Below are 26,930 nucleotides of genomic sequence, written 5' to 3'. Positions count from 1 at the left end.
GACGGTCCCGGCAGCGGGACGCGGCCCCCGCAGCCCCGGGCCGCGGGAGGCCGGCCTTCGCCATGTCCGGCCCTGGACCTGCCGAGCCGTCCGGTCCACGGTCCGGCGCTGCGCTCCGGGCGGAAGGACTCCGGCGAGCCCCACCCTGCGGTTCGAGGCCAGCTCCCCCCGGAAACGAAGAAAGACCCGGCCGCTCCCGGCCGGGTCCCTTCGCGCGTGGTCAGTTCGAGCTGGTGCCGGTGTCCACACCGGCCGGCGCCTGGCCCGCTCCCGAGTCCGGCGTGTCGTAGCGCACCGTGCTGCCCGAGGTGCCGTCGCCCGGGGCCGTCGTGCTGCTCTCCGTCGTCGGGCTCGGCGACGGGGTGCTGCTCTCCGACGGGCTCGGCGTCGTGGTGGGCTGCGGCGTCGTCGTGCTCGACGGCGACGGCGACTTGGTCGAGCTCGGCGGCGGCAGCGCGGCCGACGTCGGCAGCGAGGTCGGCGAGTCCGGCGTGGTCGTGGAGGAGTCCGGCAGCATCGAGGCGAGCTGCTGGTGCTCGGCCATCAGCTGGCTGAGGTTCTCCTCCTCGGTGACCTGGCTCAGCTTCGCGGCGGCCTCGGCCAGCGCCTGCTGCGCCTCGGCGATCCGGCCCTGGGACAGGGCGATGCTGGCCTGCTGCAGGTCGATGCGGGCCGCGGAGGCGGCCTCGACCGACCGCGCGTGGTCGGCGTAGAGCACCTTGGTCAGGCCCCACAGCGTGTCGCCGGGCTGGGCGTCCCGCGCGGCGATGCTGGTGCCGGTGAACCCGATGGCGAGGACGGCGGCGGCCGTGGCGACCGGCACGAGCAGGCGGCGACGGCGCGCCCGCTGCCCGTGGCGGCGGGCCAGCGCGGCCGTCTTGATCGTGGTGACCGCGGTGTCGGTGTCGATGAGCTCGGCGAGCGGCTCGCTGTCGATGTCGCGCCGCCAGGACAGCAGCAGCGCGTTGAGTTCCTGATCGCCCAGGTCGTCGGCGATACCGGGATCGGACCCGCCCAGCGAGTCCAGCAGACCGTCGTCCGCGCGGATCGCGGTGAGGTCCGCCTCGAACTCCGCCCGTGACGAACTCATGGTCGACTCGAACTCGAGCTCACGTCTGACGTCTTCGCGATCGGTCACTCAGGCCACCTCCTCGGACGCCAGCGCCTTGCGGAGCCGGGCCAGCGCGCGGTGCTGGGCGACACGGACGGCCCCCGGCGTCGAACCGACCGCTTCCGCGGTCTCCTCTGCGGACAGGCCCACGACCACCCGCAGCACCACGATCTCGCGCTGCTTGTCGGGCAGGACCCGGAGCAGCTGTGCCATGCGCTCGTTCAACTCCCCCTGCAAAGCCCGCTGCTCGGGCCCGATGTCGCCCTCGATCTCGTCGGGGATCTCGGCGACGGGCTCGGTCCGGTTGCGCGCGGCGGCCCGATGCGCGTCGGCCACCTTGTGCTGGGCGATGCCGTACACGAAGGCCAGGAACGGACGGCCTTGGTCACGGTACGAAGGCAACGCCGTGAGCACTGCTAGACACACCTCCTGGGCCACATCGTCTGCCGAGGCGAACGACCGCTCCTGTCGTCCGACCCGGGCACGGCAATACCGCACCACCAGGGGACGGATAGCGGCCAGCAGCCGCTCCACCGCCTGGGGATCCCCCTCGACAGCGGCGGCGACTGGCTCATCCAGCCCGTCCCCCACATTGGCCATCGCAGACAACAGTCCCAGCGTTACGTGTAGGCGTGCAAAATCAACGGCGCGGCAATCCCCACATCGCTCACACCGGTGAGGCCTACGGTACCTGGCGACGCCGGTGTCGCGTATGCGTGGTCGGCTCTACAGCCGCGCCGGCCTCGCCGAACCGAGGCCGCCCAGTATCGCACGGATGTGGTTCGCAGTGGGGTCGATGAAGCCACGCGGCGCGCGGAACCGCGAAGTGTCCTCCGCCGATCCGCGCGTCCGCGTCAGGAGACCAGACCGCGACGGAAGCCGTGGGCCACGGCCTGCGCCCGGTCCCGCACGCCGAGCTTGCGGAACAGACGGCGGGCGTGGGTCTTCACGGTGTCCTCGGACAGGTACAGCTCACGGCCGATCTGTCCGTTGCTCTTGCCCTGGCTCATGCCGCGCAGCACCTGCAGCTCGCGCTCGGTGAGCTGGACGCCCGGGTCGGCCGGCTGGCGCGGCGCGGGCACCGAGGTGCTGGCGAGCGTGTGCGCGAGCGCGGCGACCAGCTCCGGCCGGGACGCGTCCCAGCGCAGGTAGCCGCGGGCACCGCCGGCGATGGCGGCGGCGATGCTGCCGGCGTCGTCCGGCGCGCCGAAGACGATCACGTTGGCCTGAGGGTTGGCGGACACCAGCCGCCGAGTCGCCTCCACCCCGGCCGGCATCGCGCGCTGGGTGCCGACGAGCACGACGTCGACCGGCTGCCGCGAGTACCGGGCCAGCAACTCGTCACCGTGCGCTACACAGTCGATGCGACTGACACCGGGGACAGCAGACATCACGCGGGTGAGCCCTTCGCGGACACTGCGTCGGTCGTCGCAGATCAAGACCGTCGTCACGGGTGTTCCTTCCTGCAGCCGGGTGACATTCCATATCCCCTATCGGACGCTTGAGGCCGTACCTTGACACGATCCGGTGGCTTTTTTTGGAACTTCTTCGCCCGGATGTCGGTATGGCCGGCCGAGGCCCCGCACCCGGGGTCAGACCGGAACCCACGGTGAACCATGCGCGATCCGCCTCCCCTCGGGATCGGAGTTTAGTAACACTGCGTGTAACACCGCGGCCGTTCGCGATCGGTGGCGGTCCGCCTCGGCGGGCCACAGATCGGCCGCGATCAGCCCGGCGGGCCAGCTGAGCGAGGACAGTTCGTACTTGTCCGCGTCGGCCAGGGCGCCGGAGACGAGCTCCCCGGCTCTTCGTTTCTGCCCGATGGTGCCCAGCGCCGCGCCGAGCACCAGCCGCGACTTGACGGTGTGCCGGATCGATCCGGCGGCGGTGGCCTCGCCGAGTGCCGCCTCGGCGGGCGCGACGGCGGCCTCGGCCTCGCCCGAGGCGAGGGCCAGTTCCGCGGTGACCCAGCCGAGCCGGGTCCGGGTGCGCCAGTTGTCCGCGGCGGCGGCCGCCCGGCCGAGGACCCGCCGCGACGCGGTGAGCCGCCCGGTGCCGAGGTGGTCGGCGGCCAGTCCGAGCAGCGCGTCGGCGAGCGCGCCGCGGGCGTCCAGGCCGTCGGGATCCGGTTCCGACTCCGCGGCGGCGGCCCGGCGGAGCGCGGAGCCGTCGAGTCCGCGGGCCACGGCGTGCCCGCCGAGCTGACGGCGGTGCGAGGCGAGGGTGGCCAGCGCCAGCGCGGCGATCACCTGGCCCCGGCCGCGGGCGAGCCCGTCGAGCAGGGTGGCCGCGGCCGCGTACCGGCCCTGGGCGCCGAGCACGATCGCGCCGAGCAGGCGCCGCTTCGGCGGGCCGCCGGCCGCGAGCACGTCCGGCGGCGGCGCCGGCCGGTCGCCGAAGGCCGCTCGTCGGAACTCGATCTCGTGCACGTTACTTCCCTACCAGGACGTACTCGATGCGGTCAGCCGCCGTCCGCAGGTCGGGCAGCGGCTCGACGCGGTCGGGCAACATCCCGGCGCGCCAGCCGCGGCCCGCGGCGAACAGGCGGCTGCGTAAGCCACCGCGGGACACCTCGGGGAACAGCTCCGCGTCGGCGTTGCCGGGACGGTCGGCCCACAGCACCACGGCCGCGGGCGAGCTGCGCCGCACGGCGGCCGACAACGCTGGCTCGGGCAGCGGGAGCCCGAACAGCTGCGAGCCGATGCGGCGCCCGGCCAGACCGGCGGCCAGCACGTGCAGCGGCAGCGCGTCCGGCTCGTCCGGGACCCGGCTGAGCAGGACCGGGCGCTGGTTGCGGGGGTGGTCGAGCACCGGGGTCGCGCGCACCACGGCGGACAGCACGCACTCGGTCAGCAAGGCCTGCACCTCGACCCCGGCCGGGCTGCCCGGCCAGCCGTTGCCGCAGGCGTCGAGGACCGGGGCGATCACGCCCTCCCACGCGTCGAGGACGCCGGCGCCGCCGATCGCGTCGTCGAGGGTCTGCTGCACCGCCCGGCCGTCGAGCGCGACCGCGGCCGCGCGCAACCGCCGGGCCGCCGCGCCGTTCTGCGCTGCCGTCAGCTGTTCGGCGGGTGGCGGCAGCGGCTGGGCGGCGATCTCCGGAGCGGCGCCGAACGACTTCGGCATCTGCTGGAGCGCGTAGCGGGCGGCCTCCGCGGTCGAGGCGCCGCGCAGCAGCGCGCGCTGCATCAGTTCGAGGCGGCCGATGTCGGAGGCGCAGTAGCGGCGGTGCTTGCCGCCGGTGTGCCGGCTCGGGCCGAGCCCGTAGCGGCGGTCCCAGGTGCGCAGGGTCGAGGGCGCGACCCCGAGCCGCCGGGCGACGGCGGCCACGGGCATCGTCGGCTCGGCCTGACCGGCACCCCTGGGACGGCTCACCCGACCCAATATCCCGGTACCACTCGAACGGGGCAACCTGAATCGGTTTCGTTATTTTCCCTGTTTACGGCCCTGATCTCACGCATCCGGGGGAAACCTAACGGCTGAATCGCCGGGATTCCCTTGAACAACTATTGGCGCGCTTCTAACGTTACCGCCGTTGCGCCATTCGGAGTAATCACCGGGCAACAAAGCAGGGGTGGCACGACCGAATCGGAGGCGGTCAGGATGGCAGACACGCGGAGGCTCCCGGGCCCGAACGCCGATATCTGGGATTGGCAGCTGCGGGGGTCGTGCAGGGGGATGGACAGCGGGGCCTTCTTCCACCCGGACGGCGAACGGGGGCCGGCGAGAGCGCGGCGGGAGGCCCGCGCGAAGGCGATCTGCCAGTCCTGCCCGGTGCTGGACCTGTGCCGGGAGCACGCGCTCGCGGTGCACGAGCCGTACGGGATCTGGGGCGGGCTGTCGGAAGCCGAGCGGGAGACGATCATCCGCACCGGAAAACCACAGCTGACCCTTTCCGGTCAGTAGCCGGAACGGAAAAAGCGGACGGCACCCGGGTGAACGCCCGTCAGCCGGGTGTCGTCTTTTTTCCCAGGAATCGCGGCCACACGGTCATCGCCGTGTCGATGACCGCTTCCAGGTCCGTCAGTTCCGCGCCGTCGCGGGCCTGAATCGACATCCCGTGCAGAATCGTGCCGTAGAACCGGACGATGCCGTCGATGTCGGCGTCCTCGGGCAGGTCGCCCTCCGCCACCGCGCGCCGCAGCCGCTCCGCGATGCCCGTCAGGTTGCTCCGTCGTTTGGCGGTCAGGAATTCGCGGACCGGCCGGTTCTGTTCCGTGCAGTTCAGCGCGGCGAGTACCACCATGCACCCGCGCGGGTGCCCGTCCTCGACGTAGCCGCGGGCGCTGTGACGCAGCCACGCCTCGACCGCGTCGCGCGCGGTCGCCTCCTCCGGCGGCCGGCGCGCGAACCGCTCCCGGTAGCGCTGGATCGCCTCCCGGAACAACGCCTCCTTCCCGCCGAACGCCGCGTACAGGCTCGGCGAGTTGATCTTCATGGCGGCGGTGAGGTCGGACAGCGAGGTGCCCTCGTAGCCGCGCTCCCAGAAGACGTACATCGCCTCGTCGAGCGCCGCGTCCCGGTCGAAGGCCCTCGGGCGGCCGCGTGGTGACATGGTTCGCATTCTATAGCGATCGACACAGAAAGTCTTGACCCGAGATCCTGCCGCCGTTAATTTCTGTGTCGATCACTACAGAAATGGAGGACTCCATGGCTTCGCTGGACGGCAAGGTGGCGCTCGTGACCGGGGGCAGCAGGGGCATCGGCGCGGCGATCGCGCGGAAGCTCGCGGCGGAGGGCGCGCACGTCGCGGTGACCTACGAGCGGGCCGCCTCCCGCGCAGCCGAGGTGGTGGCCTCGGTCGAGGGGCTGGGCCGCAAGGCGCTCGCGATCCAGGCGGACAGCGGCGACGCGGACGCGCTGACCGCGGCGGTGCACCAGGCCGCCGAGGCGCTGGGCGGGCTGGACGTGCTGGTCAACAACGCCGGGGTGTTCCCGCACGGCACGGTCGAGGAGCTGAGCCTGGAGGACTTCGACCGGGCGCTGGCGGTCAACGTGCGGGCGGTGTTCGTCGCCACCAAGGCCGCGGTGCGGCACCTGCCCGACGGGGGACGGATCATCACGATCGGCAGCACGCTGGGCGAGCGGGCGCCACGGCAGGGCCTGAGCGCCTATGCCTCGTCGAAGGCGGCCGTGGTGGGGTTGAGCAGGGCGTTCGCGCGCGATCTCGGGGCGCGGGGGATCACGTCGGTGGTCGTGCAGCCGGGGCCGACCGACACGGACATGAACCCGGCGGACGGGCCGCGGGCCGCGAGCGCGCTCGCGTTGTCGGCCATCGGGCGGCACGCGGCGCCGGAGGATCTGGCGGCGACCGTCGCACATGTCGCGGGGCCCGCTGGGGCGTTCATCACCGGGTCGGTGATCACTGTCGATGGTGGGGTTAATGCGTAGGTAGGCGCTGCGCTACGCGCGTATCTGCGCTGCGCGCGGCTGGAAGCGCCGGCTTCGCTTCGCTACGCCCGGATTTGCCACTCCCGAACCCGATCTTTCAGTGTTCGGTTGCCGAGAAGTCGCGTCAAGGCGGGAAAGCGTGCCTTGACCCGACTGCTCGGCAACCGATTTGGCTGGGGATCGGGTTGCGGGAGAGGGGTGGGCCGGTTGCGTTGCCGGGTGGCGGTTTGTGTGTGGGGCAGAAAAGAAGAAGGGCCCCCGCTTGTGGCGGGGGCCCTCTCGTTCTTCGTCAGTGCGCGTGGCCGTGGCCGTGGCCGGTGTTCTCGGGCTCCGCGACCGGCTTGTCCACCACGGTGCTCTCCGTGGTGAGGACGAGACGGGCGATGGAGGCCGCGTTCGCGACCGCGGAGCGGGTCACCTTGACCGGGTCGACGATGCCGGCCTGCAGCAGGTCGGTGATCTCGCCGGTCGCGGCGTTGAAGCCGTAGCCCCAGCCCTGCTCCTGCACCTTGGACACGATGACCGGGCCCTCGTAGCCGGCGTTCGCGGCGATCCAGTTCAGCGGCGCGGTCAGGGCGTCCCGCACGATGCGGACACCCGTGGCCTCGTCGCCGGTCAGGCCGAGGTCGCCCTCGAGCTCCTTGACCGCGTGCACGATCGCCGAGCCGCCGCCGGGCACGATGCCCTCCTCGACGGCCGCCTTGGTCGACGCCACGGCGTCCTCGATGCGGTGCTTGCGCTCGTTCAGCTCGGTCTCGGTGGCCGCGCCGACCTTGATCACCGCGACGCCACCGCCGAGCTTGGCCAGCCGCTCCTGCAGCTTCTCGCGGTCCCAGTCGGAGTCGGTGGTCTCGATCTCCTTGCGGATCTGCGCGATGCGGGCCTCGATGTCGGCCTTGGTGCCGGCACCGTCGACGATCGTCGTGTTGTCCTTGGTGATCTCGATGCGCCGGGCGGTGCCCAGCGAGTCGAGGCCGATCTCGGACAGCTTGAGGCCGACCTCCGAGGAGATGACCTGCGCGCCGGTGACGACGGCCAGGTCGTCCAGGAACGCCTTGCGGCGGTCACCGAAGAACGGGGCCTTCACCGCGACCGCGACGAGGGTCTTGCGCAGGGCGTTGACCACCAGGGTGGACAGCGCCTCGCCCTCGACGTCCTCGGCGATGATCAGCAGCGGCTTCTTCGACTCGGCGACCTTCTCCAGAACCGGGAGCAGGTCGGCCAGCGCCGAGATCTTCTCGCGGTGCAGCAGCACGTAGGCGTTCTCCAGGATCGCCCGCTGCTCCTCCGGGTCGGTCGCGAAGTGCGCCGACAGGTAGCCCTTGTCGAACTGCACACCTTCGGTGATCTCGAGTTCGGTGGCCAGCGTGGAGGACTCCTCCACGGTGATCACACCGTCCTCGCCGACCCGCTCCACGGCCTCGCCGAGCAGGGCGCCGATGGTGGCGTCACGCGAGGTGACCGTGCCGACCTGGGCGATGTTGTCGCGGCCCTTGACCGGGGTGGCCCTGGACTTGAGCACCTCGATGACCTTCTCCGCGGCCGCCTCGATGCCCTTGCCGAGCGCGGCCGGGTTGGCGCCGGCGGCCACGTTGCGGAGGCCGACCTTCACCAGAGACTGCGCCAGCACGGTGGCCGTGGTGGTGCCGTCGCCGGCGACGTCGTTGGTTTTGGTGGCCACGTTCTTGGCCAGCTGGGCACCGAGGTTCTCGAACGGGTCCTCCAGGTCGATCTCCCGCGCGACGGTGACGCCGTCGAGGGTGATCGTGGGGCCGCCGAACTTCTTGTCGAGCACGACGTGGCGACCACGCGGGCCGAGGGTGACCTTGACCGCGTCGGCGAGCTTGTTGACGCCGCGCTCGAGGGCTCGACGAGCGTCCTCGTCGAAGTTGATCTGCTTGGGCATGGAAGTCCTCTCAGACAGCAGAACGCCCCGTCCCCGGCTTTCCAGCGGGGCCCGGGGCGTTCACCGCAGCGCCTGTGTCAGTTGACGACAGCCAGCACGTCGCGAGCGGACAGGATCAGGTAGTCCTCACCGTTGTACTTGACCTCGGTGCCGCCGTACTTGGAGTAGATGACGACGTCGCCGACGTTGACGTCGACGGGGATGCGGTTCCCCTTGTCGTCGACGCGGCCCGGGCCCACGGCCAGAACCTTGCCCTCCTGGGGCTTCTCCTTGGCGGTGTCGGGGATGACGAGGCCGGACGCGGTCGTCTCCTCGGCCTCGCTCGTCTGGACAACGATCTTGTCCTCGAGCGGTTTGATGTTCACGCTCACCGGGTTGACCTCCACGGGTCGTCGAAAGCGTTGGCAGGTACTTACTTGGTTTCGGCGCCTACCACCCCCGCCGTCGCGGGTGCCGGGGCGTGTGCGGTGCCTTCGATTAGCACTCTAGCCACGGGAGTGCTAGCCGCGCAAGGAGGGTCCCCCGGTGCTGCCCGAACGGGGTGCCAAGCGGCCTGACCGGCGGCTTTGTTCCGCGCTGGTTCCGCGACGGCTTGACGGCCGGTCGGTCAGCAACGCGTCCTTGCACCGACGTCTTGCGGCGTGCCCGGCCGCTGGGCCTTCCGCCGAACCTCGTCCGGTCGGTGCTGGCGGGACGGCCCCACTGCCCGACGTCGCGGAGCGGGCGGGGCACACCGTGACCATGCTCGCGAAGGTCTACGCCCGGTTCGCGCACGGGACCCCTGACATCGCGAACCGGCGGATCGAGGGCTTCCTCGACGGCGGCCGCGCAAGGAGGCCCCCGGTGCGGGTCGCACCCCTTGTCACGACGGGGTGTCGTTCGGATCGATGGCACCGGCACGCATCGTCACGTAGCGATACCAGCATCTCACTCGTTGGGCGGTGTTGGCCGTGCCCGCGCCTCCCTACCTTGGGAAACGGCCCGGACACGACTGGAAGGATTGGTGTTCCCATGGGTGGTTGCAGCTGTTGCAGCTCGTGCAGTGGCCCCGGTTGCGGTTGCTGCGGAGGCTGCTAGCACCGGCCTTGACCTGAACGGCCCCGGGACCCCGACGGCGTGGTCCCGGGGCCGTTCGTTCACACCGTCAGCACGATCTTCCCGCGCACCCGGCCGCTCTCGCTCAGCTCGTGGGCCTTCGCGGCGTCCTCCAGGGGCAGTACCTGCGAGACGTGGACCCGCACGCCGTCCACCGCGCGCGCCAGAGCCGCCCCGGACGGCTGCACGTGGAACCGGCGGTAGCGCGGGTCCTCCGTCGCGTCGTTGCCCTGCGCGTCGATCAGCACGCCGTCCGGCCTCAGCACCCTGAGCGAGCGCGCCCCGTAGTCGCCACCGACCAGGTCGCACACCACGTCCACGTCCGACACGGCGGACGTGAAGTCCGCCACCGTGTGGTCGATCAACTCGTCCGCGCCCAGCTCGCGCAGGAACTCGTGGTTCGCCGATCGCGCGGTGCCGATCACGTACGCGCCGCGTGCCTTCGCCACCTGCACCGCGACGTGCCCGACCCCGCCGGCCGCCGCGTGGATCAGCACCCGCTGCCCCGGCCGCACGTCGTCCAGCGCCTGCGCCGCCGTCAGCACCGCGGTCGGTGAAGCGGCCGCCGTGACGTGGTCCAGCCCCGCCGGCTTGGGCGCCAACGCCGCCGACGGCACCGCCACGTACTCGGCGTACGCACCCCACTGCGACATCACCAGCCCGAACACCTCCTCCCCCGTCTCCTCGACCACGCCGGAGAAGTCCAGCCCGAGCCGGAACGGCGGCACGAGCCCCACCCCGTCCACGAGCCCGCGGCGCAGCTTCCAGTCCGCCGGGTTGACCCCCACCGCGTGCACCCGCACCAGCACCTCGCCCGCCCCCGGCACCGGCCGCGGCGCGTCCACCAGTTCGAGCACTTCCGGGCCACCCAGGGCCCACACATCGACAGCTCTCATGCCGAAGATCGTCGACCCGGGCGGTATCCGTTGTGAAGAAGGCACCTTCCTGATATCCAGGTACCTCATGGATACCGTCCAGTCCTACCTGACCGCCTGCCCGGCCCGCACCGTGCTCGACGCGCTCGCCAACAAGTGGAGCCTGCTGGTCCTCAGCTCGCTGCGCCGCCACGACGGCCCGATGCGGTTCAACGAGCTGCGCCGCCTGCTCGAGGGCATCACCCAGAAATCGCTCACCCAGACCCTGCGCACCCTGGAGCGCGACGGCCTGGTCGACCGGGCCGTCTACCCGACCGTGCCGCCGCGCGTCGAGTACTCCCTGACCGGCCTCGGCACGCAGGTCGGCGACATGTTCAACGTCCTGGGCGAGTGGGCCGAGGAGCACGTCGGCGAGATCCTCGCCGCGCGGGAGGCCTTCGACAGCAGGCCGGCACCGGAACCGGTCCGCTGAGGGAAATTCACTTTCCAGCCACCTGATCACCTTCGTCCCGTTCGCCCCGGAGATGCACCGTCGATGGGCCCCACTGGTTCCCACCACGAGGAGTGCACGTGCCGGACACCCCGAAACTCAACCGCCGCAAGGTCCTGATCGGCGGCGCCGCGGCGGTCGCGCTGAGCGCCGGAATCACCCGCGCCTCCGCCTCGCCCGGAGCGGGCACCGGGCCCGTCGGCGACGTCTTCAACCTCGGCGTCGCCTCCGGCGATCCGCTGCCGGACGGCGTCGTCCTGTGGACCCGGCTGGCCGCCGACCCGCTCGCCGAGGACGGCCTCGGCGGCATGCCGAACCGGGCCCTGCCCGTGCAGTGGCAGATCGCCCGCGACGAGCGCTTCACCCGCATCGTCCACTCCGGACAGACGTGGGCCGCGCCCGAGGCGGCGCACAGCGTGCACGTCGAGGCGGACGGCCTGGAGCCGGGCACCGAGTACTACTACCGGTTCCGCGTCGGCGGCGAGATCTCCCCGGCCGGCATCACCCGCACCGCGCCCGCGCCGTGGCAGCTGTCCCCGCTGACCATGTGCTTCGCGTCGTGCTCGCACTACGGCGAGGGCTACTTCACCGCCTACCGCCGCCTCGCCGAGGACCACCCGGACCTCATCCTGCACCTGGGCGACTACCAGTACGAGTACGCGGCCAAGGCCACCGACGTGCGCACGGTCGTCGGCCCGGAGACCGTCACGCTCGCCGACTACCGCCTGCGCCACGCCCAGTACAAGACCGACCCCGACCTCCAGCTCGCGCACGCCACCGCGCCGTGGCTGGTGGTGTGGGACGACCACGAGACCGAGAACAACTGGGCCGACGAGGTGCCCGAAGCCTCGTCGCAGACGCCCGGCGCGTCGTTCCTGGACCGCCGCAAGGTCGCCTTCCAGGCCTACTACGAGAACATGCCGCTGCGCCGCAACGCCCGGCCGCGGGGCATCGACATGCAGCTCTACCGGCGGATCCACTGGGGGCAGCTGGCCACCTTCCACATGCTCGACACCCGGCAGTACCGCGACGACCAGGCCTGCGGCGACGGCGTCAAGGTCAGCTGCGACGAGCGCCTGAACCCCAACCGCACCATCACCGGCGCGGCGCAGGAGAAGTGGCTGATCGACGGGTTCCGGCAGAGCCGGGCGCGGTGGGACGTGCTGGGCCAGCAGGTGGTGTTCTCCGAGATCGACTTCACCGCCGGCTCGCAGCTCGGCTACAACATGGACGCCTGGGACGGCTACAAGGCCAACCGGGACCGCATCGCCGCGGCGATGGGCGACTCGCGGGTGCGCAACGGTGTCGTGCTCACCGGGGACGTGCACCGGCACTGGGCGTCGGAGGTCAAGCAGACCTACGGGCAGCCGGACTCGAAGGGCGTGGGCGTCGAGCTGATCACGACGTCGATCACCAGCGGCCGGGACGGCAACGACGACCCGTTCCAGTCGGTGCTGGACGAGAACCCGCACGTCAAGTTCCACAAGAACCGGCGCGGCTACATCCGCACCCGCTTCACCGCGAACGAGCTGCGGGCCGACTACCGGATCCTGCCCTACGTCAGCCGGCCGGGCGCGGCCGCCGAGACCGCGGCCAGCTTCGTGGTGACCGACCGGGACCCGAGCCTGCACCGGGTCTGAGACGGAAGTTGGTTCCCTCCTCCCCTTGACGGTGTGTAGTTTTCTGACTGCACCTGTTCCGGGGAGGCCGCAATGACGTCGTTCACCCGCCGCAACGCCCTGCGCGCGATCGCTGTCGGCACCGCCGGTGTGGCCGTGGTGGCCGCGCCCGGCGCGTCCGCGGCCACGACCGGAGCGCGGCAGCGCGCGTTCGCGGCCGCGGCGGCGGAGTTCGGCGTCCCGGAGTCCGTGCTGCTCGGCGTGTCGTACCTGAAGTCCCGCTGGGACTCCCACGGCGGCGCGCCGAGCACCGGCGCCGGGTTCGGCCCGCTGCACCTGACGGACCTGCGGGCCGTCGCGGCCGGCGGGAGCCACCACGACCAGGGCGAGGACCCACGGGGCGACGCGGCGCGCGGGGAGCTGCGGCCGCACACGTCGGCAGCGCTGCAGACCGTCGACCTCGCCGCCGAGCTGACCGGCGTGGACGCCGCGACGCTGCGGACGGACCCGGTGCAGAACATCCGCGGTGGCGCCGCGGTGCTGGCCCACTACCAGCGCGAGCTCGGCGCGCGGGCGGACGGTCCGGCCGGCTGGTACGGCGCGGTCGCCCGCTACAGCGGCGCGTCGGACACCGGGACCGCGACGTTCTTCGCCGACGAGGTGTTCGCGACCATCGCCGCCGGGGCGAGCCGGACCACCGACGACGGGCAGGCGGTCACGTTGCCCGCGACGCCGGTGTCACCGCGACGCGAGCAGGTCCGCGCGCTCGGGTTGTCCACCGTCGCGGAGGGCGCGGCCGAGGCGCCGCCCGGGCTGCCCGTCGAGTGGATCCCGGCGCCCTACCAGGACCTCGGCAACGGCGACTACGGCAACCACGACAAGGCCGAGCGGCCGAACTCGCAGCGGATCACGCACATCGTCATCCACGACACGGAGTGCACCTACGACACGGCGATCGGGCTCGTGCAGGACCCGGCGTACCTGGCGTGGCACTACACGCTGCGCTCGACCGACGGGCACGTCGCCCAGCACGTGCTGACCAAGGACGTGGGCTGGCACGCCGGGAACTGGTACTTCAACGCGAAGTCGATCGGCGTCGAGCACGAGGGGTTCGCGGCGCAGGGCACCTGGTACACCGAGGCGATGTACCGGACCTCGGCGAAGCTGGTGCGCTACCTGGCCGGGAAGTACCGGATCCCGCTGGACCGCGAGCACGTCATCGGGCACGACAACGTGCCGGGGACGACCGCGGACAAGGTCGCCGGCATGCACTGGGACCCGGCGCCGTACTGGGACTGGGCGCACTACTTCGACCTGCTCGGCGCGCCGCTGAACCCGCGGCCGGTGCGGCAGCCGACGGGCATGGTCATGGTCAAGCCGGACTTCGCGTCGAACCCGACCGGGTACACGGGGTGTGCGGCGCCGGGCGCCGCGTGCCCCGCGCGCGGTTCGTCGGCGCTGTTCCTGCGGGTGGAGCCGCGCGACGACGCTCCCCTGCTCGCGGACATCGGCCTGCACCCGGACGGCGGGCCGTCCACCGTGGCGATCTCCGACGTGGGCAGCCGCGTGTCGGCCGGGCAGCGGTACGCGGTGGCGGAAATCCGGGGCGACTGGACGGCCGTGTGGTACCTCGGGCAGAAGGGGTGGCTGCGCTCGTCCGGGGTGGTGCCGGTGCTGGGGCAGGTGGTGACGCCGCGGCCGGGGCGGTCGTCGGTGCCGGTGTACGGGCGCGCGTACCCGGAGGCTTCCGCGTACCCGGAGGGGCTCACACCGCAGGAGGTCGTGCCGCTGCAGTACACGCTGCCCGCGGGCCAGAGGTACACCGCCGGCCCGACCCTGCCCGCGGAGTACTACTCGGCGACGACCTTCGACCCGGCGGAACACGTGGTGGTCCGCGGGAGGACGAAGTACGTGCAGATCCAGTTCGGGCACCGGGTGGGCTTCGTGAAGCTCGACGACGTGGTGGTGTCGCGCACGCGCCCCTGACCCGCAGCCCGCGCGAGTCCCACGCTCGTGCGCGCGAGTCCCACGCTCCCGCGCGCGAGTCCCACGCTCGTGCGCGCGAGTTCCACGTTCGTGCGCGCGAGTTCCACGTTCGTGCGCGCGAGTTCCACGTTCGTGCGCGCGTGTTCTAAGCCGACCGGGTGGGCACCTGCTCGTTGGTGCATGTGCTCCCGGTACTCGCCGACCAGGGTGCGCAGGAGCCGCCGCAGGACCAGTTCCGCCACCGGGACGGTGCCCAGCCCCGGCCAGGGTGCGGACGAGTCCGAAGTAGAACGCCCCGTTGGCCATGGCGTCGACGACCGTCGGCCCGGCGGGCAGGACCCGGTTCTCCACCCGGAGATGGGCGCGGTCGCGAGTGACCGCGTAGATCGGCCGGTTCCAGCGGTAAATCGTGCCGTTGTGCAGCCCACCGGTGCTTGCCGAGGAGGAACGGCGAGTTCGCGCCGACCGCGACCTGCACCCCGGCGATGGCCTGCGCGGCGTTCCAGTAGGCGGGGAACTGCGCGGGACTCACCTGCAGGTGGAACTGGTTGCTTGTGCACTCCGCCTCGGGCACGATCGTGTCGCAGGTGGCCCGCAGGCGTTCGGGTTCGGCGACAGTGAGGCGCCGGTCAGGTGGTCCTGCCGCAGGGTGGGCAGGATGCCGACCATGATGAGCTGCGCGCCGATGCGGCCGGCGTTCGCCTCGGCGGAGTTGAGGCTGGCGCGCACGTCGTCCAGGTTGACCTCGATCTAGAACCCGGTCATCGGCCGCTCGAACCCGAAGTGCGACTCGCGCAGCATGCGCGCGAACGCCTTCAGGCACCGCCGCAACCACGCTCCCGCGCGCGCTTCAGAGCGAGACGACCTCCACCGGCAGCGCCGGGTTCGCCGACAGGTCCAGCGCCGACGGCTTCTTCTCCGCCGCCACCACGTGCGCCCCCAGCGCCGCGATCATCGCGCCGTTGTCGGTGCACAGGCGCGGCCGTGGGACGCGCAACTCGATCCCCGCGGCCTCGCACCGCTCGCGCGCCAGGCCCGACAGGCGCGAGTTCGCCGCCACGCCGCCGGAGATCACGAGCGTCCCGATGCCCATCTCCTTCGCCGCGCGCACGGCCTTCGCGGTCAGCACGTCGGCCACCGCCTCCTGGAAGGACGCCGCCACGTCGTCGACCGGGATCTGCTCGCCGCGGCGCTCGGCGTTCTCCACCCACCGCGCCACCGCGGTCTTCAGCCCGGAGAACGAGAAGTCGAACCTCGCGTCGCGCGGACCGGTCATGCCGCGGGGGAAGCCGATCGCCCTCGGGTTGCCCGCGCGAGCCGCCTTGTCGATCGGCGGGCCGCCCGGGTACGGCAGGCCCAGCACGCGGGCCACCTTGTCGTAGGCCTCACCCGCCGCATCGTCCACAGTAGACCCGACCTCGGTGATCTCGCCCGCGATGTCGTCCACCCGCAGCAATTGCGTGTGCCCGCCGGACACCAGCAGCGCCAGGCACGGTTTCGGCAGCGGGCCGTGCTGCAGGGTGTCCACCGCGATGTGCCCGGCCAGGTGGTTGACGCCGTAGAGCGGAACGTCCAGCGCCGCCGCGTAGGCCTTCGCCGCGGAGACGCCGACCAGCAGCGCACCGGCCAGCCCCGGGCCCGCGGTCACCGCGATGGCGTCCACATCGGACAGCCCGAGCCCGGCCGCGGCGAACGCCCGCTCGGCCGTGGGCACCATGGCCTCCAGGTGGGCGCGGCTGGCGACCTCCGGCACCACACCGCCGAAGCGCGCGTGCTGTTCGACGCTCGAGGCGACCTCGTCGGCGAGGAGTTCGACGGTGCCGTCGTCGTGCAGCCGCACGAGGCCGACGCCGGTCTCATCGCAGGAGCTTTCGATGCCGAGGATGACGCGGGACATCAGCCCACCTCCTGCTTGGTCACGGCGGGACGCATCATCGTGTACGCGTCCGCACCGGACGGGTGGTAGTAACGCTTGCGCAGGCCGATCTGCTCGAAACCGTGCCGCCGGTACAGCTCCTGGGCCCGGTCGTTGTCGGTGCGGACCTCGAGGAACACCGGCGCGCGCACCTCGTCGGCGCGGGCGAGCAGGGCCCGCAGCAACGCGGTGCCGACGCCCTGGCCCTGGTAGCCCGGGTCGACACCGATCGTGTGGACGCTGGCCTCGTAGTCGCCCCGGCTGCCGACGACCGCCAGGCCGCCGTAGCCGATCAGGACGTCCTCGGGCGTGTACGCGCCGAGGTAGTAGCCGCCGGAGTCCAGCTCGCTGTGGAACGCGCGGGCGCTCCACGGGTCGTCTCCGGCGAAGAGGACCTGTTCGATCTCCACGCAGCGCGGGATGTCCTTGCGGCGCAGCTTGGCGAGCTTCACGACGTGGTCACCCGCTTCCGCGCGCCGGGCTCGACGGCGTCCGGGCGGCGCAGGTAGAGCGGCGTCAGCGGGGCGGGCGCGGCTCCCGAGGTGAGCGCGTCGCGGGCGGCTGCCACCAGGCCCGCGGTGCCCGGGTAGTACGGCTCGACCACGCGCGCGCCGAGCTGCTCGGCGTAGCGGCGGGCCCCGTCCCCGGCGGCGAGGCCGAGGGACAGCTCGGCGGGCGCCTGGACGTGCGGGCCGCCGGTGCGGGCGCCGGTCGCGTCGTAGGCGGCCCAGTAGACCTCGCGGCGGCGGGCGTCGGTGACCACGGAGAACGGCTCGCCGGCGTCGACCTGCTGGGCGATCGCGTCGAGGCTGCCGACCGGGTGGACCGGGACGCCGAGCGCGTGCCCGAGGGCGGCGGCGGTGGCGAGACCGGCCCGCAGACCGGTGAACGGCCCTGGCCCGGCGCCGACGACGATCGCGCCGACGTCCTTGAGCGCGACGCCCGCTTCCCGCGTGGCGTCGAGGGCGTGCGGGGTGATGAGTTCGCCGTGCGCACGCGCGTCGAGCGTCACGCGCTCGGCGAGCACGGTGACGCCCGTGGCGAGTTCGGCGACCCCGGCGGTCACCGCGGGCGTCGACGTGTCCAGAGCCAGTACCAGCACAGCACTCCAGCGTACGGCGTGCCCGCCGACCTGCGGTTACCGCCCCACGCGGGTGGTCAGGGGGTTTCCGGGTCCCAGCTCAGCAAGCGCACCTCGGCGACCGTGCGGAGGTGGTCCCGCATCGCTTCGGCAGCGGTTTTCGGGTTGCGGTCGCGGATCGCCTCCGCGATGCGGATGTGCTGGTCCAGCGAGCGCGGCGGACGGCCCGGCTGGCGGAGCGACTCGGTGCGGCTCTCGGTGATCTGGTCGGCTATCGCGTCCATGAACTCGGCCAGCAGGGCGCTGTGCGCGGCCCCGGTGACCGCGGCGTGGAACCGGCGGTCACCCTCGACGCCGGCTCCCCCGTCGCGGATCTCCGCGGCCATGAACTCCAGCGCCGACTCCAGCGCGGCCAGATCGTCCTCGGTCCGGCGCATCGCCGCCAGCTCGGCCAGCTTCGTCTCCAGCGCCTCCCGCGCGTCCAGCACGTCCGGCAACCGGCGGCGGCGCTCCACCAGCCGCTCGACCGGCTCGGCGTCCAGCGCGTCCCGCACCAGGTAGGTCCCGCCGCCGTGGCGGGTCTCGACCAGGCCCTGCACCTCCAGCACGACGATCGCCTGCTTCACCGACGCGCGGCTCACCCCGAGCCGCTGCGCCAGGTCACGCTCCGCGGGCAACCGGTCACCCGCGCGCAGCCCGGCATCGGCCGCGTACGCCCGCAACCGCTCCAGGACCTGCTCGTACAGCCGTGGACGAGCCATCGGACTCAGCGCATCAGACACGTTCCGCAGCCTAGCCCTTGACAGGCTGAGTGGCTGAGCCGCAAAGTGGTTCAGCCACTCAGCCACTTGAATCCCAACGGCGGGAGTTCTCCGGATGTCCGCTGAGCTGATCTCGATCCTCGTCCTCGCGGTCGTCTTCGTGATAGCGACGACCCGCTCGATCAACATGGGGGTGCTGTCCTTCGCGGCCGCGTTCGGCGTCGGCACGCTGGCCGCGAACATGGATGCCGACGAGATTTTCGCCGGCTTCCCCGGCGACCTGTTCGTCGTGCTCGTCGGCGTCACGTTCCTGTTCGCCATCGCCCGCGCCAACGGCACCACGGACTGGCTGGTCGACGCCGCCGTCCGGCTCGTCCGCGGCCGCGTCGCGCTGATCCCCTGGGTCACCTTCGCGATCACCGCGCTGCTCACCGCGATCGGCGCGGTCAGCCCGGCCGCGGTCGCCATCGTCGCGCCCGTCGCGCTCGGGTTCGCCGCCCAGTACGGCATCCACCCGCTGCTCATGGGCGCGATGGTCGTGCACGGCGCGCAGGCCGGCGGCTTCTCGCCGATCAGCGTCTACGGCACGATCGTCAACGGCATCGTCGCGCGCGAACGCCTCGGCGGCAGCGAGATCACGCTCTTCCTGGCCAGCTTCGTCGTCAACCTGGTCATCGCGGCGGTCGTGTTCGTGGTGCTGCGCAAACGGCAGGTGGCCTCCGCGCCGGCCGAGGAGCGCGAACTCGTCGCCGCGGGCACCGGCGGCCCGCCCACCACCACCGGCCTGGCGGGCACCGGAACGCGCGAACGCATCCGTCTGAACGCGCCCCGCATCGCCACGCTCACGAGCCTGGCCGTGCTGGTCGTGGCCACCCTGGTGTTCGACCTCGACGTCGGCCTCACCGCGATGACCCTGGCCGTCGTGCTCAGCGTGATCTGGCCCGCGACCAGCAAGAAGGCCGTCGGCGAGGTCACCTGGCCGACCGTGCTGCTGATCTGCGGCGTGCTCACCTACGTCGGCGTGCTGCAGGAGATGGGCACGATCGAGTGGGCCGGCGAGGGCGTCGGCGGCATCGGCGCACCGCTGATCGCCGCGCTGCTGCTGTGCTACATCGGCGCGATCGTGTCGGCGTTCGCGTCCTCGGTCGGGATCATGGGCGCGCTCATCCCGCTCGCGGTGCCGTTCCTCGCGCTCGGCACGGTCGGCCCGGTCGGCATGATCTGCGCGCTCGCGGTGTCGGCGACGGTCGTCGACGTCAGCCCGTTCTCCACCAACGGCGCGCTGGTGCTCGCCAACGCCCGCGAGGTGGACCGGGATTCCTTCTTCCGGCAACTGCTCGTCTACGGCGGCATCATGGTCGCCGTGGTACCCGCCGTGGCCTGGCTCGTGTTCATCGTGCCCGGATTCGGCTGATCTGTAAGGAGTTCACGTGCCCGAACGGTTGTTCCCGGCCCTGGCGGAGCCGCCCGAGAAGGAAGCCCTGCGCTTCGGCGAGGTCTCGCTCGACTACGCGGAACTGGCGGCGATCGCCGGTTCACTCGCCCGGGAGATCCGCGCCCAGTCCCCCACCCGGGTGGCGGTGTGGGCGACGCCGACCATCCACACGAGCGTCGCCGTGGTCGCGGCACTGCTCGCGGGCGTCCCGGCGGTTCCGGTCAACCCGAAGATCGGCGAACGCGAACTCGACCACATCGTGAGCGACAGCACGCCCTCGCTCGTGCTCAGCGAGCCGGGCGCGAAACTGCCGGAGCGGCTGGCGAACCTGCCGCGCCAGCAGGTCGCGTTGATCGGCAGCCCCGGTGACCTGCCCGAAGAGCCGGGTGACGAGGCTCCCGCGCTGATCGTCTACACCTCGGGTACCACCGGGCCGCCGAAGGGCGTGGTGCTGCCGCGGCGCGCGATCTCCAGCACGCTCGACGCGCTGGAGGACGCCTGGCAGTGGAGCGCGGACGACGTGCTCGTGCACGCGCTGCCGCTGTTCCACGTGCACGGCCTGATCCTGGGAATCCTCGGCCCGCTGCGCCGCGGCGGCACCGTGCACCACACCGGCAGGTTCGCCACCGACGTGATCGCGCGGGAGCTGTCGACCGAGGCGACGATGATGTTCGGCGTGCCCACGATGTACCACCGCATCGCGGAGGAGGTGGGCGGCAACCCGGAGCTGGCGAAGGCGTTGAGCGGGGCGCGGCTGCTGGTGTCCGGGTCGGCGGCGCTGCCGGTGCACGACCACGAACGCATCCGCGCGGCCACCGGGCAGCGGGTCGTGGAGCGCTACGGCATGAGCGAGACGCTGATGAACACCAGCGTCCGCGCCGACGGCGAGCGCAAGCCCGGCACGGTCGGCGTGCCGCTGCGCGGGGTCGAGGTGCGGCTGGTCGACGAGTCCGGCGCGGTGATCGAGACCAGCGACGGTGAGACGGTCGGCGAGATCCAGGTCCGCGGGCCGAACCTGTTCACCGAGTACCTCAACCGGCCGGACGCGACCGCGGAGGTGTTTGACGACGGCTGGTTCCGCACCGGCGACATGGCGACCCGGGACGCCGACGGCTACTACCGGATCGTCGGGCGCAAGGCCACCGACCTGATCAAGAGCGGCGGCTACAAGATCGGCGCCGGGGAGATCGAGAACGCGCTGCTGGAGCACCCGGGCGTGGCCGAGGCCGCGGTGACCGGCGAGCCGGACCCGGACCTGGGCGAGCGGATCGTGGCGTGGATCGTGCCGGCCGGGGAGCCGCCCGCGGAGCAGGAGCTGGCCGACCACGTGGCGCGGTTGCTGTCGCCGCACAAGCGGCCGCGGGTCGTGCGGTTCCTGGACGCGTTGCCGCGCAACGACATGGGCAAGGTCATGAAGCGGGCGCTGAATGCGTGAGAGCGCCCGCGCGGTGATCGGCTCGGTGTGCTCCGGGTTCACCGAGCTGCCGGCGCCGGAGCCCGATGAGTCCGGTGTGGACGGCCCGATCGGCTGGCCCGGTTACGACTCCGCGCGTGCCAGGGCCGTGGAGCGCACCGGTGAACAGGAATCGGTGGTGTGCGGGGTCGGCAAGTTCGGCGGCACCGAGGCGACCGTGATCGCGTGGGAGTTCGGGTTCCTCGGCGGTTCGCTCGGGCGGCGCACCGGTGACCGGATCGAGGCGGCGTTCGAGCGGGCGCGGGAGCTGCGGACGCCGGTCGTGTCGATGATCGCGACCGGCGGCAGCCGCATGCAGGAGGGCATGGCGGCGCTGTCCCAGCTGCAGCGGATCGCGCGGCAGGCGGCGTTGACCCGGGCCGCCGGGTTGCCGCAGGTCGCGGTCGTGCGGGACCCGACGACCGGTGGCGGCTGGGCCACGCTCGGCGCGGGTTCGGACGTGGCGCTGGCCCTGCCCGGGGCGCAGGTCGGGTTCGCCGGGTCGCGGGTGCGGCCGGCGGGTGACGCTGCGGCCTACACGGCGGAGTCGCAGCTGGCGTCGGGGCACGTGGACCAGATCGTGCCGGCGGCGGAGCTGGGTGAGCGGCTGGGCCGGTGGTTGTCGCTGCTGACCGGTGCCGATGGTGCGCCCGCGCCGCCGCCGTCGGCGCTCGGTTCCGGTGACCTGCCGTCGGATGGCTGGGCCGCGGTGCGGGCCGCCCGGGCTCCTTCGCGTCCGCGCGCGGAGTCCTATTTGGACGCGTATTTCGACTGGCGGGAGGACATCAGCGGTGATCGCTGCGGTGGGGTGGATCCCGGGGTGCGGTGCGGGTTCGGGATGCGCTCGGGCGTGACGGTGGCGTATGCGGCGCAGTGCGGGACGGCGACGCTGCCGTCGGGTTTCCGGACGGCGGCGCGGCTGATCCGGCTGGCGGACCGGTTGGGGATCCCGGTGCTGACGCTGGTGGACACCCCCGGCGCGGCGAACGACCCGGCGGCGGAGCGGGCGGGCGCGGGCGCGGCGATCGCGGAGGTGTTCGCGGCGGTGGCCGGGGCGCGGGTGCCGGTGACGACGCTGGTGATCGGCGAGGGCGGCTCCGGGGGCGCGCTGGCGTTCGCCCACCCCGAGCGGACGTGGGTGACGCCGGACAGCTTCTTCTCGGTGACGTCCCCGGAGGCGGCGGCATCGATCCTGAAGCGGGCGCCGTCGGAGGTCCCGGAGACGGCCAACCAGCTGCGGTTGCGGCCGCAGGACCTGGTGGAGCTCGGCATCGCACGGGGAATCGTGACCCGCTGAAGGCGGCGCGGCGGCGGTTGGGCGGGGCGGGCAGGTTCCCGACGGGCGGGCGGGGCGGGCGGCTCGCGCGGGGCGGGCGGCAGGCCTGCCGCCGGAGGCGGCTCGCCCGGGGCAGGCGGTCCGCGCGCAGCAGGCCCGCCGCCGGAGGCGGCTCGCCCGGGGCAGGCGGTCCGCGCGCAGCAGGCCCGCCGCCGGAGACGGTTCGCCCGGGGCAGGCCCGCGGCCACGCGGGAACACCGCCGAAGGCGGTTCGCGCGCAGCAGGCGCGCCGCCGCGGGGGCACACCGCTGCGTGACGGCTCTCGCGCGCCAGGCCTGCTGCCGGAGGCGGCTCGCGCGGCGGGCGCGCCACCACTCGGGCGCACCGCCGGAGGCGACACCCGGGTGCCGGACGTGGGACTCACCCACCCAAGCGTGGGACTCGCCCGCCCAAGCGTGGGACTCGCCCACCGGAGCGTGGGACTCGCCCGCCCAAGCGTGGGACTCGCCCACCCAAGCGCGGAACTCGCCCACCCAAGCGCGGAACTCGCCCACCCAAGCGCGGAACTCGCCCACCCAAGCGCGGAACACGCCCACCCAAGCGCGGAACACGCCCACCCAAGCGCGGAACACGCCCACCGGAGCATGGAACACGCCCGCCCGAGCGTGGAACTCGCCCACCCAAGCGTGGAACACGCCCACCGGAGCATGGAACACGCCCGCCCGAGCGTGGAACTCGCCCACCCAAGCGTGGAACACGCCCGCCCGAGCGTGGGACTCGCCCGCCTGAGCGTGGGACTCGCCGCCTGAGGGCGGAGGCGTGCGGGGGTGGCGGTCAGGGGTGTAGGAGGGCCTTGCCGGCGTCGGCGGCGGGGTCTTCCAGCACGCGCAGCGCGCGGTCGGCCTCCTCGAGCGGGAACTCGTGCGTGATCAGTGGCGCCGGGTCCAGCACGCCCGTCGAAAAGGCCCTCACCGCGTGCGTCCAGGCTCGCGACGGTGCGCCGAACACCGTGTGCACCGTCACCGCGGCCGTCACCAGGTCCGCGGGCGCGATCGGTTCCGTCTCGTGGCCCGCCAGGCCCGTCAGCACGACCCGACCACCGCGGCGGCACATCCGCACTGCCAGCGCGCCCGTGCCCGGCGCGCCGGCCGCCTCCACCACCACGTCGAACCCGCCCGGCGCCGCGCCCGGGCTGTAGAAACCGGAAGCGCCGCAGAAGCGGGACGCCACAGCCGCCCGGGACGCCCGCGGGTCCACCACGACCAGCTCCGCCGGGCCGCTCGCCGCCAGCAGCTGGGTCGCCAGCAGCCCGAGCGTCCCGCCGCCGATCACCGCCACCCGCTCGCCCGGCACGACCGCCGCGAGCAACGTCGCCGCCGCCATGCACGCCGCCGGCTCCAGCAACGCGGCCGCGCGCAGGTCGGCGCCGTCGGGCAGGACGTGCAGCAACCGCGCGGGCAACCGCAGCTCCTCGGCCCACGCGCCGGGCTGGGTGAAGCCCGTCTCGTCGTACTCGGCCACGCACAGGGTCGTGTCGCCGCGCCGGCACGGGGCGCACCGGCCGCAGTTGCGGAACCCCTCGCCCACCACCGGCTTGCCCAGCAGCTCCGGATCCGTGCCCGGCCCCAGCTCGACGACCGTCCCGGACCACTCGTGCCCCGGCACCACCGGGTACCGCACGAACCCCTCCGGCCGCGTCCCGGCCAGCACCTCGCGGTCCGACCCGCAGATCCCCGCCCACTCGACGCGCACGACGACCTCGCCGTGGCCGGGATCCTCCGGTTCGGCGCGCACGACGCGCAGCTTGCCCGGGCTCTCGACGACGACCGCGCGCCCCATCAGCCCACCAGCTCGGGTACCCGCTCGACCCACGAGCCGTGCGGTTCCAAGGTCAATTCCCGCACGTCGTCGGGCCTGCGAACGAGCCGCACCACCAGGTAGTCCGACGACAGCCGCTCCGCCGAACCCTCGCCCCACTCGACGACGACCGCCGCCGAATCCAAGTCCGTGTCCAGGTCCAGGTCGTCGAGCTGCGTCAGGTCGCCGCCCAGCCGGTAGGCGTCCACGTGCACCAGCGCCACGCCCCGCTCCCCCGCCGGGTGCACCCGCGCCAGCACGAACGTCGGCGAGCTGACCCGCCCGGACACCCCGAGCCCGGCCGCGATCCCGCGCGTCAGCACGGTCTTGCCCGCGCCGAGCGGCCCGGCGAGCAGGACGACGTCGCCCGCCCGCAGCGTGCGGCCGAGCGACTCGCCGAACGCCACCGTGTCCTCGGCCGTCGGCAACTGGATGCTCATTGGTTCAACCACCGCCACATCCGGCGCGGGCGGGACTCGTCGGTCACGCCGGCGCATCGCTGTACCAGGTCGATGAGGTGGCTGTTGACCACCTCGGGCTGTTCGAGCTGCACCATGTGCCCGGCGCCGCGCACCCGCACCAGCTCGGCGTCGGGCAGTTCGGCCGCGATGCGCTCGGCGTGCGAGTACGGCGTGAACCGGTCGGTGTCGGCGCCGATCACCAGCACGTGCGCGTGCTTCAGACCGGCCAGCGCGGCGTACCGGTTGTGGCTGCCGAGGGTGTCGACGAACCCGACCAGCTCCTTCACCGGCGTCACCGCCAGCATCTCCAGCATGAAGTCGACCACGCGCGGATCGACGTCGCGAGAGCCGAACGCGAGCAGCCGCACCGCCTGCCGGGTCAGTTGCCCGCCCGCGGCGCGCACGAACTCGACCAGCCCCGGCTGCCACCCGGCGAGCTCGCCGACGCCGCGGGTGAGCGGGTTGTACTTGGACAGCAGCCCGCGCGGCAGGCCCTTGCGGCCCACCTCGCCCGCCGCGGTGGCGATGAACGCAACCCCGCAGACGCGGTCGGCGAACAGGTCCGGGTTCTGCTGGGCCAGCTCCATGACCACCATGCCGCCCATGGAGTGGCCCATGAGCACGATCGGCCCCTCCGGCGCGACCGCGCGCAGCACCGCGTCGAGGTCGCGGGCCAGCTGCTCGATGGTGCTGGCCTTTTCGCTCGCCGGGCCGGACGTGCCGTGCCCGCGGTGGTCGTAGTAGACCTGCCGGACCCGCGGCAACGTGAGCGACGCCAGGTCACGGCGCTGGAAGTGCCAGCTCAGCTGCGACAACGCGAACCCGTGCACGCCGACCACGATCAGTTCGGGCTTGCCGCCGTCGGCCGGGTCGATCTCGGACACCGACAGCGGGGTGCCGTCGTCGGCGGCGACGGTGGAGGTGCGGTCCGGGTCCAGGGTGCCCAGTGGCGCGGCGGCGAGGTGGTCGCGCTGGCGCTGCTGCTGGGCGGTCACCGCGATGGTGGCCGCCGCGGTGCCGGTGACCAGCGCGACGGCACCGCCGAGCACGGTGAGCATCCGGCGGGACACCATCAGACGTCCTCCCCCAGGTACCGCCGCCGGATCCGCGGCCGGTACATGCCGGTGACGATCTCGTAGTCGATGGTGCCGATCTTGTCGGCCCATTCGCGCGCGGTCGGCTCGCCGTTCGCGCCGTCGCCGAACAGGACCACCTCGGCGCCCAGCGGCGGCTCGTCGTCACCGCAGTCCACGACCAGCTGGTCCATGCACACGCGCCCGGCGACCGGGCGGCGTTTGCCGTGCAGCCACACGTCCATCCGGCCGGACAGCGTGCGCGGCACCCCGTCGGCGTAGCCGGTGGGCACGAGCGCCAGCGTGGTGTCGCGCTGCGCGGTCCACGTGTGTCCATAGGAGACGGACTCGCCGGCGCGGATCCGTTTGGTGAGCACGACCGAGGACCGGAACGTCATGACCGGGCGCAGGTCCTCGGGCTCCGGGTTGGGGTTGAGTCCGTAGATCGCGATGCCCGGGCGGACGAGGTCGAAGTGCAGGTCCGGCCGGTTCAGCGTGGCGGCCGAGTTCGCCAGGTGCCGCAACGGGTTCAGGCCGGCTTCGCGGGCGATCCCATACGCCGCGGCGAAGCGGTCGGCCTGCCGGTCGATCGACGGGTGGCCGGGCTCGTCGGCGCACGCGAGGTGCGACCAGATCGCGACGACCTCGACGGCCGGCTCCGCGGCGGCCTCCTTGACCAGGGCGGGCCAGTCCGCGGCGGGACAGCCGTTGCGGGACAGACCGGTGTCGATCTTCAGGTGCACGCGGGCTTTCTTGCCGGCCCGGCGGGCGGCTTCGGCGATGCGGGCCAGTTCGTGGAGCGAGCCGGCCGAGAGGTCGACGTCCGCGGCGATGCCCGGGGCGAAGTCGGTGGCCGGCAGGTCGAGCCAGGTGAGCAGCGGCGCGGTGATGCCCGCCGCGCGCAGGGTGAGCGCCTCGTCCAGGGAACAGGCCCCGAGCCAGGTGGCGCCGGCCTGCAGCGCGGCCCGCGCGACGGGGACGGCGCCGTGGCCGTAGCCGTCGGCCTTGACGACCGCCATCGTGGCGGCACCGGAAGCCGCCGCCCGGCTCGCGAGCAGGGCGACGTTGTGGCGCAGGGCAGCCAGGTCGACGACAACCTCGGCACGGGGGGAATCGGGACTCATCGGGGCCCATTTTCCCACGTC

General features: G+C 72.8%; 25 protein-coding genes and 1 pseudogene. 8 read left to right on the top strand and 18 right to left on the bottom strand.

All coding sequences use genetic code 11. The features are described 5' to 3' along the window. Positions 1-220: 220 nt before the first annotated feature. The 5 genes from L1857_RS06200 to L1857_RS06180 form a co-directional block, all read right to left on the bottom strand. Positions 221-1,138, bottom strand: coding sequence for an anti-sigma-D factor RsdA (locus L1857_RS06200; protein ID WP_116112216.1), 918 nt, complete (start codon positions 1,136-1,138; stop codon positions 221-223). Continuing rightward, entirely contained in the window at positions 1,139-1,711 is a 573-nt protein-coding gene (locus L1857_RS06195) for a sigma-70 family RNA polymerase sigma factor (RefSeq protein WP_116112219.1), read from the bottom strand. A gap of 254 nt (positions 1,712-1,965) precedes the next feature. Continuing rightward, positions 1,966-2,562 carry a response regulator transcription factor gene (locus tag L1857_RS06190; protein ID WP_017986686.1) on the bottom strand — a complete coding sequence of 199 codons (597 nt, stop codon included), beginning with the start codon at positions 2,560-2,562 and terminating at the stop codon, positions 1,966-1,968. 141 nt (positions 2,563-2,703) lie between these two features. Then, entirely contained in the window at positions 2,704-3,540 is an 837-nt protein-coding gene (locus L1857_RS06185; RefSeq protein ID WP_116112224.1) for a hypothetical protein, read from the bottom strand. 1 nt (position 3,541) lies between these two features. Then, positions 3,542-4,441, bottom strand: a complete 900-nt coding sequence (locus L1857_RS06180) for a MerR family transcriptional regulator (protein ID WP_094003960.1) — start codon at positions 4,439-4,441, stop codon at positions 3,542-3,544. Positions 4,442-4,714: 273 nt separating this feature from the next. Between L1857_RS06180 and L1857_RS06175 the strand changes: the two genes are divergently transcribed. Then, complete coding sequence (locus L1857_RS06175; protein WP_094003959.1) at positions 4,715-5,017, top strand: WhiB family transcriptional regulator; 303 nt, start codon at positions 4,715-4,717, stop codon at positions 5,015-5,017. Positions 5,018-5,057: 40 nt separating this feature from the next. On the opposite strand, the gene L1857_RS06170 is transcribed toward L1857_RS06175, so the two are convergent. Next, positions 5,058-5,666 carry a TetR/AcrR family transcriptional regulator gene (locus L1857_RS06170; RefSeq protein WP_205413336.1) on the bottom strand — a complete coding sequence of 203 codons (609 nt, stop codon included), beginning with the start codon at positions 5,664-5,666 and terminating at the stop codon, positions 5,058-5,060. A 95-nt stretch (positions 5,667-5,761) separates the two neighbouring features. Between L1857_RS06170 and L1857_RS06165 the strand changes: the two genes are divergently transcribed. Beyond that, positions 5,762-6,502, top strand: a complete 741-nt coding sequence (locus L1857_RS06165) for an SDR family NAD(P)-dependent oxidoreductase (RefSeq protein WP_094004033.1) — start codon at positions 5,762-5,764, stop codon at positions 6,500-6,502. Between the two features lie 289 nt (positions 6,503-6,791). On the opposite strand, the gene groL is transcribed toward L1857_RS06165, so the two are convergent. The 3 genes from groL to L1857_RS06150 all read right to left on the bottom strand — a co-directional run bounded on the left by groL (position 6,792) and on the right by L1857_RS06150 (position 10,399). Next, complete coding sequence (gene groL / locus L1857_RS06160; protein WP_116112230.1) at positions 6,792-8,408, bottom strand: chaperonin GroEL; 1,617 nt, start codon at positions 8,406-8,408, stop codon at positions 6,792-6,794. Positions 8,409-8,485: 77 nt separating this feature from the next. Then, positions 8,486-8,779 (bottom strand): co-chaperone GroES, encoded by a 294-nt coding sequence (groES, locus tag L1857_RS06155; protein WP_026153773.1) that lies wholly within the window; start codon positions 8,777-8,779, stop codon positions 8,486-8,488. Between the two features lie 765 nt (positions 8,780-9,544). Then, positions 9,545-10,399 (bottom strand): NADP-dependent oxidoreductase, encoded by an 855-nt coding sequence (locus L1857_RS06150; RefSeq protein ID WP_116112233.1) that lies wholly within the window; start codon positions 10,397-10,399, stop codon positions 9,545-9,547. Positions 10,400-10,466: 67 nt separating this feature from the next. Between L1857_RS06150 and L1857_RS06145 the strand changes: the two genes are divergently transcribed. From L1857_RS06145 to L1857_RS06135, 3 genes are all read left to right on the top strand, one after another. After that, positions 10,467-10,850, top strand: coding sequence for a winged helix-turn-helix transcriptional regulator (locus tag L1857_RS06145; protein WP_094003956.1), 384 nt, complete (start codon positions 10,467-10,469; stop codon positions 10,848-10,850). 98 nt (positions 10,851-10,948) lie between these two features. Continuing rightward, on the top strand, positions 10,949-12,508 hold the full coding sequence (locus L1857_RS06140) for an alkaline phosphatase D family protein (RefSeq protein ID WP_094003955.1): 1,560 nt from the start codon (positions 10,949-10,951) through the stop codon (positions 12,506-12,508). Between the two features lie 72 nt (positions 12,509-12,580). Next, positions 12,581-14,473, top strand: a complete 1,893-nt coding sequence (locus tag L1857_RS06135; protein ID WP_249464632.1) for an N-acetylmuramoyl-L-alanine amidase — start codon at positions 12,581-12,583, stop codon at positions 14,471-14,473. A 255-nt stretch (positions 14,474-14,728) separates the two neighbouring features. Here L1857_RS06135 and L1857_RS06130 read toward each other — a convergent pair. From L1857_RS06130 to L1857_RS06110, 5 genes and pseudogenes are all read right to left on the bottom strand, one after another. Next, positions 14,729-15,205 (bottom strand): annotated as a pseudogene (locus L1857_RS06130) (glutamate-cysteine ligase family protein); the annotation flags it as partial. 118 nt (positions 15,206-15,323) lie between these two features. Continuing rightward, a complete protein-coding gene (gene tsaD / locus L1857_RS06125; protein ID WP_116112237.1) occupies positions 15,324-16,370 on the bottom strand; it encodes a tRNA (adenosine(37)-N6)-threonylcarbamoyltransferase complex transferase subunit TsaD in 1,047 nt (348 codons plus the stop codon). Continuing rightward, a complete protein-coding gene (rimI, locus tag L1857_RS06120; protein WP_094003949.1) occupies positions 16,370-16,840 on the bottom strand; it encodes a ribosomal protein S18-alanine N-acetyltransferase in 471 nt (156 codons plus the stop codon). Before rimI ends, tsaD begins: the two co-directional genes overlap by 1 nt. Further along, complete coding sequence (gene tsaB, locus L1857_RS06115) at positions 16,837-17,490, bottom strand: tRNA (adenosine(37)-N6)-threonylcarbamoyltransferase complex dimerization subunit type 1 TsaB (protein WP_249464629.1); 654 nt, start codon at positions 17,488-17,490, stop codon at positions 16,837-16,839. The genes rimI and tsaB overlap by 4 nt, the downstream gene beginning before the upstream one ends. Before the next feature lie 56 nt (positions 17,491-17,546). Then, the gene (locus L1857_RS06110; RefSeq protein WP_198958136.1) at positions 17,547-18,230 is read right to left on the bottom strand and encodes a FadR/GntR family transcriptional regulator; all 684 of its coding nucleotides are present in this window, start codon (positions 18,228-18,230) and stop codon (positions 17,547-17,549) included. 115 nt (positions 18,231-18,345) lie between these two features. Between L1857_RS06110 and L1857_RS06105 the strand changes: the two genes are divergently transcribed. The 3 genes from L1857_RS06105 to L1857_RS06095 are packed head-to-tail and all read left to right on the top strand — an operon-like array spanning position 18,346 to position 22,415. Beyond that, positions 18,346-19,644 (top strand): SLC13 family permease, encoded by a 1,299-nt coding sequence (locus L1857_RS06105; RefSeq protein WP_116112243.1) that lies wholly within the window; start codon positions 18,346-18,348, stop codon positions 19,642-19,644. 16 nt (positions 19,645-19,660) lie between these two features. Continuing rightward, positions 19,661-21,100 (top strand): acyl-CoA synthetase, encoded by a 1,440-nt coding sequence (locus L1857_RS06100; protein WP_116112246.1) that lies wholly within the window; start codon positions 19,661-19,663, stop codon positions 21,098-21,100. Further along, on the top strand, positions 21,093-22,415 hold the full coding sequence (locus tag L1857_RS06095) for a carboxyl transferase domain-containing protein (protein WP_116112248.1): 1,323 nt from the start codon (positions 21,093-21,095) through the stop codon (positions 22,413-22,415). Before L1857_RS06100 ends, L1857_RS06095 begins: the two co-directional genes overlap by 8 nt. Before the next feature lie 813 nt (positions 22,416-23,228). On the opposite strand, the gene L1857_RS06090 is transcribed toward L1857_RS06095, so the two are convergent. Genes L1857_RS06090 through alr form a run of 4 tightly spaced genes read right to left on the bottom strand, consistent with a single transcriptional unit; the run spans position 23,229 to position 26,909 of the window. After that, the gene (locus tag L1857_RS06090; RefSeq protein WP_249464627.1) at positions 23,229-24,233 is read right to left on the bottom strand and encodes a zinc-dependent alcohol dehydrogenase; all 1,005 of its coding nucleotides are present in this window, start codon (positions 24,231-24,233) and stop codon (positions 23,229-23,231) included. Continuing rightward, entirely contained in the window at positions 24,233-24,691 is a 459-nt protein-coding gene (gene tsaE / locus L1857_RS06085) for a tRNA (adenosine(37)-N6)-threonylcarbamoyltransferase complex ATPase subunit type 1 TsaE (RefSeq protein WP_116114829.1), read from the bottom strand. The genes L1857_RS06090 and tsaE overlap by 1 nt, the downstream gene beginning before the upstream one ends. Beyond that, on the bottom strand, positions 24,688-25,785 hold the full coding sequence (locus L1857_RS06080) for an alpha/beta fold hydrolase (protein ID WP_162831256.1): 1,098 nt from the start codon (positions 25,783-25,785) through the stop codon (positions 24,688-24,690). The genes tsaE and L1857_RS06080 overlap by 4 nt, the downstream gene beginning before the upstream one ends. Further along, positions 25,785-26,909: an alanine racemase gene (gene alr / locus L1857_RS06075; protein WP_116114827.1), complete on the bottom strand. Its 1,125-nt coding sequence runs from the start codon at positions 26,907-26,909 to the stop codon at positions 25,785-25,787. Before alr ends, L1857_RS06080 begins: the two co-directional genes overlap by 1 nt. Positions 26,910-26,930 lie beyond the last annotated feature (21 nt).

Origin of the sequence: Amycolatopsis thermalba (assembly GCF_023376025.1) — a bacterium.
Classification (GTDB): Bacteria; Actinomycetota; Actinomycetes; order Mycobacteriales; family Pseudonocardiaceae; genus Amycolatopsis_E; species Amycolatopsis_E thermalba.
Note: the sequence above shows the minus strand (reverse complement) of the source record. Positions and strands in the feature narration are given on the sequence as shown.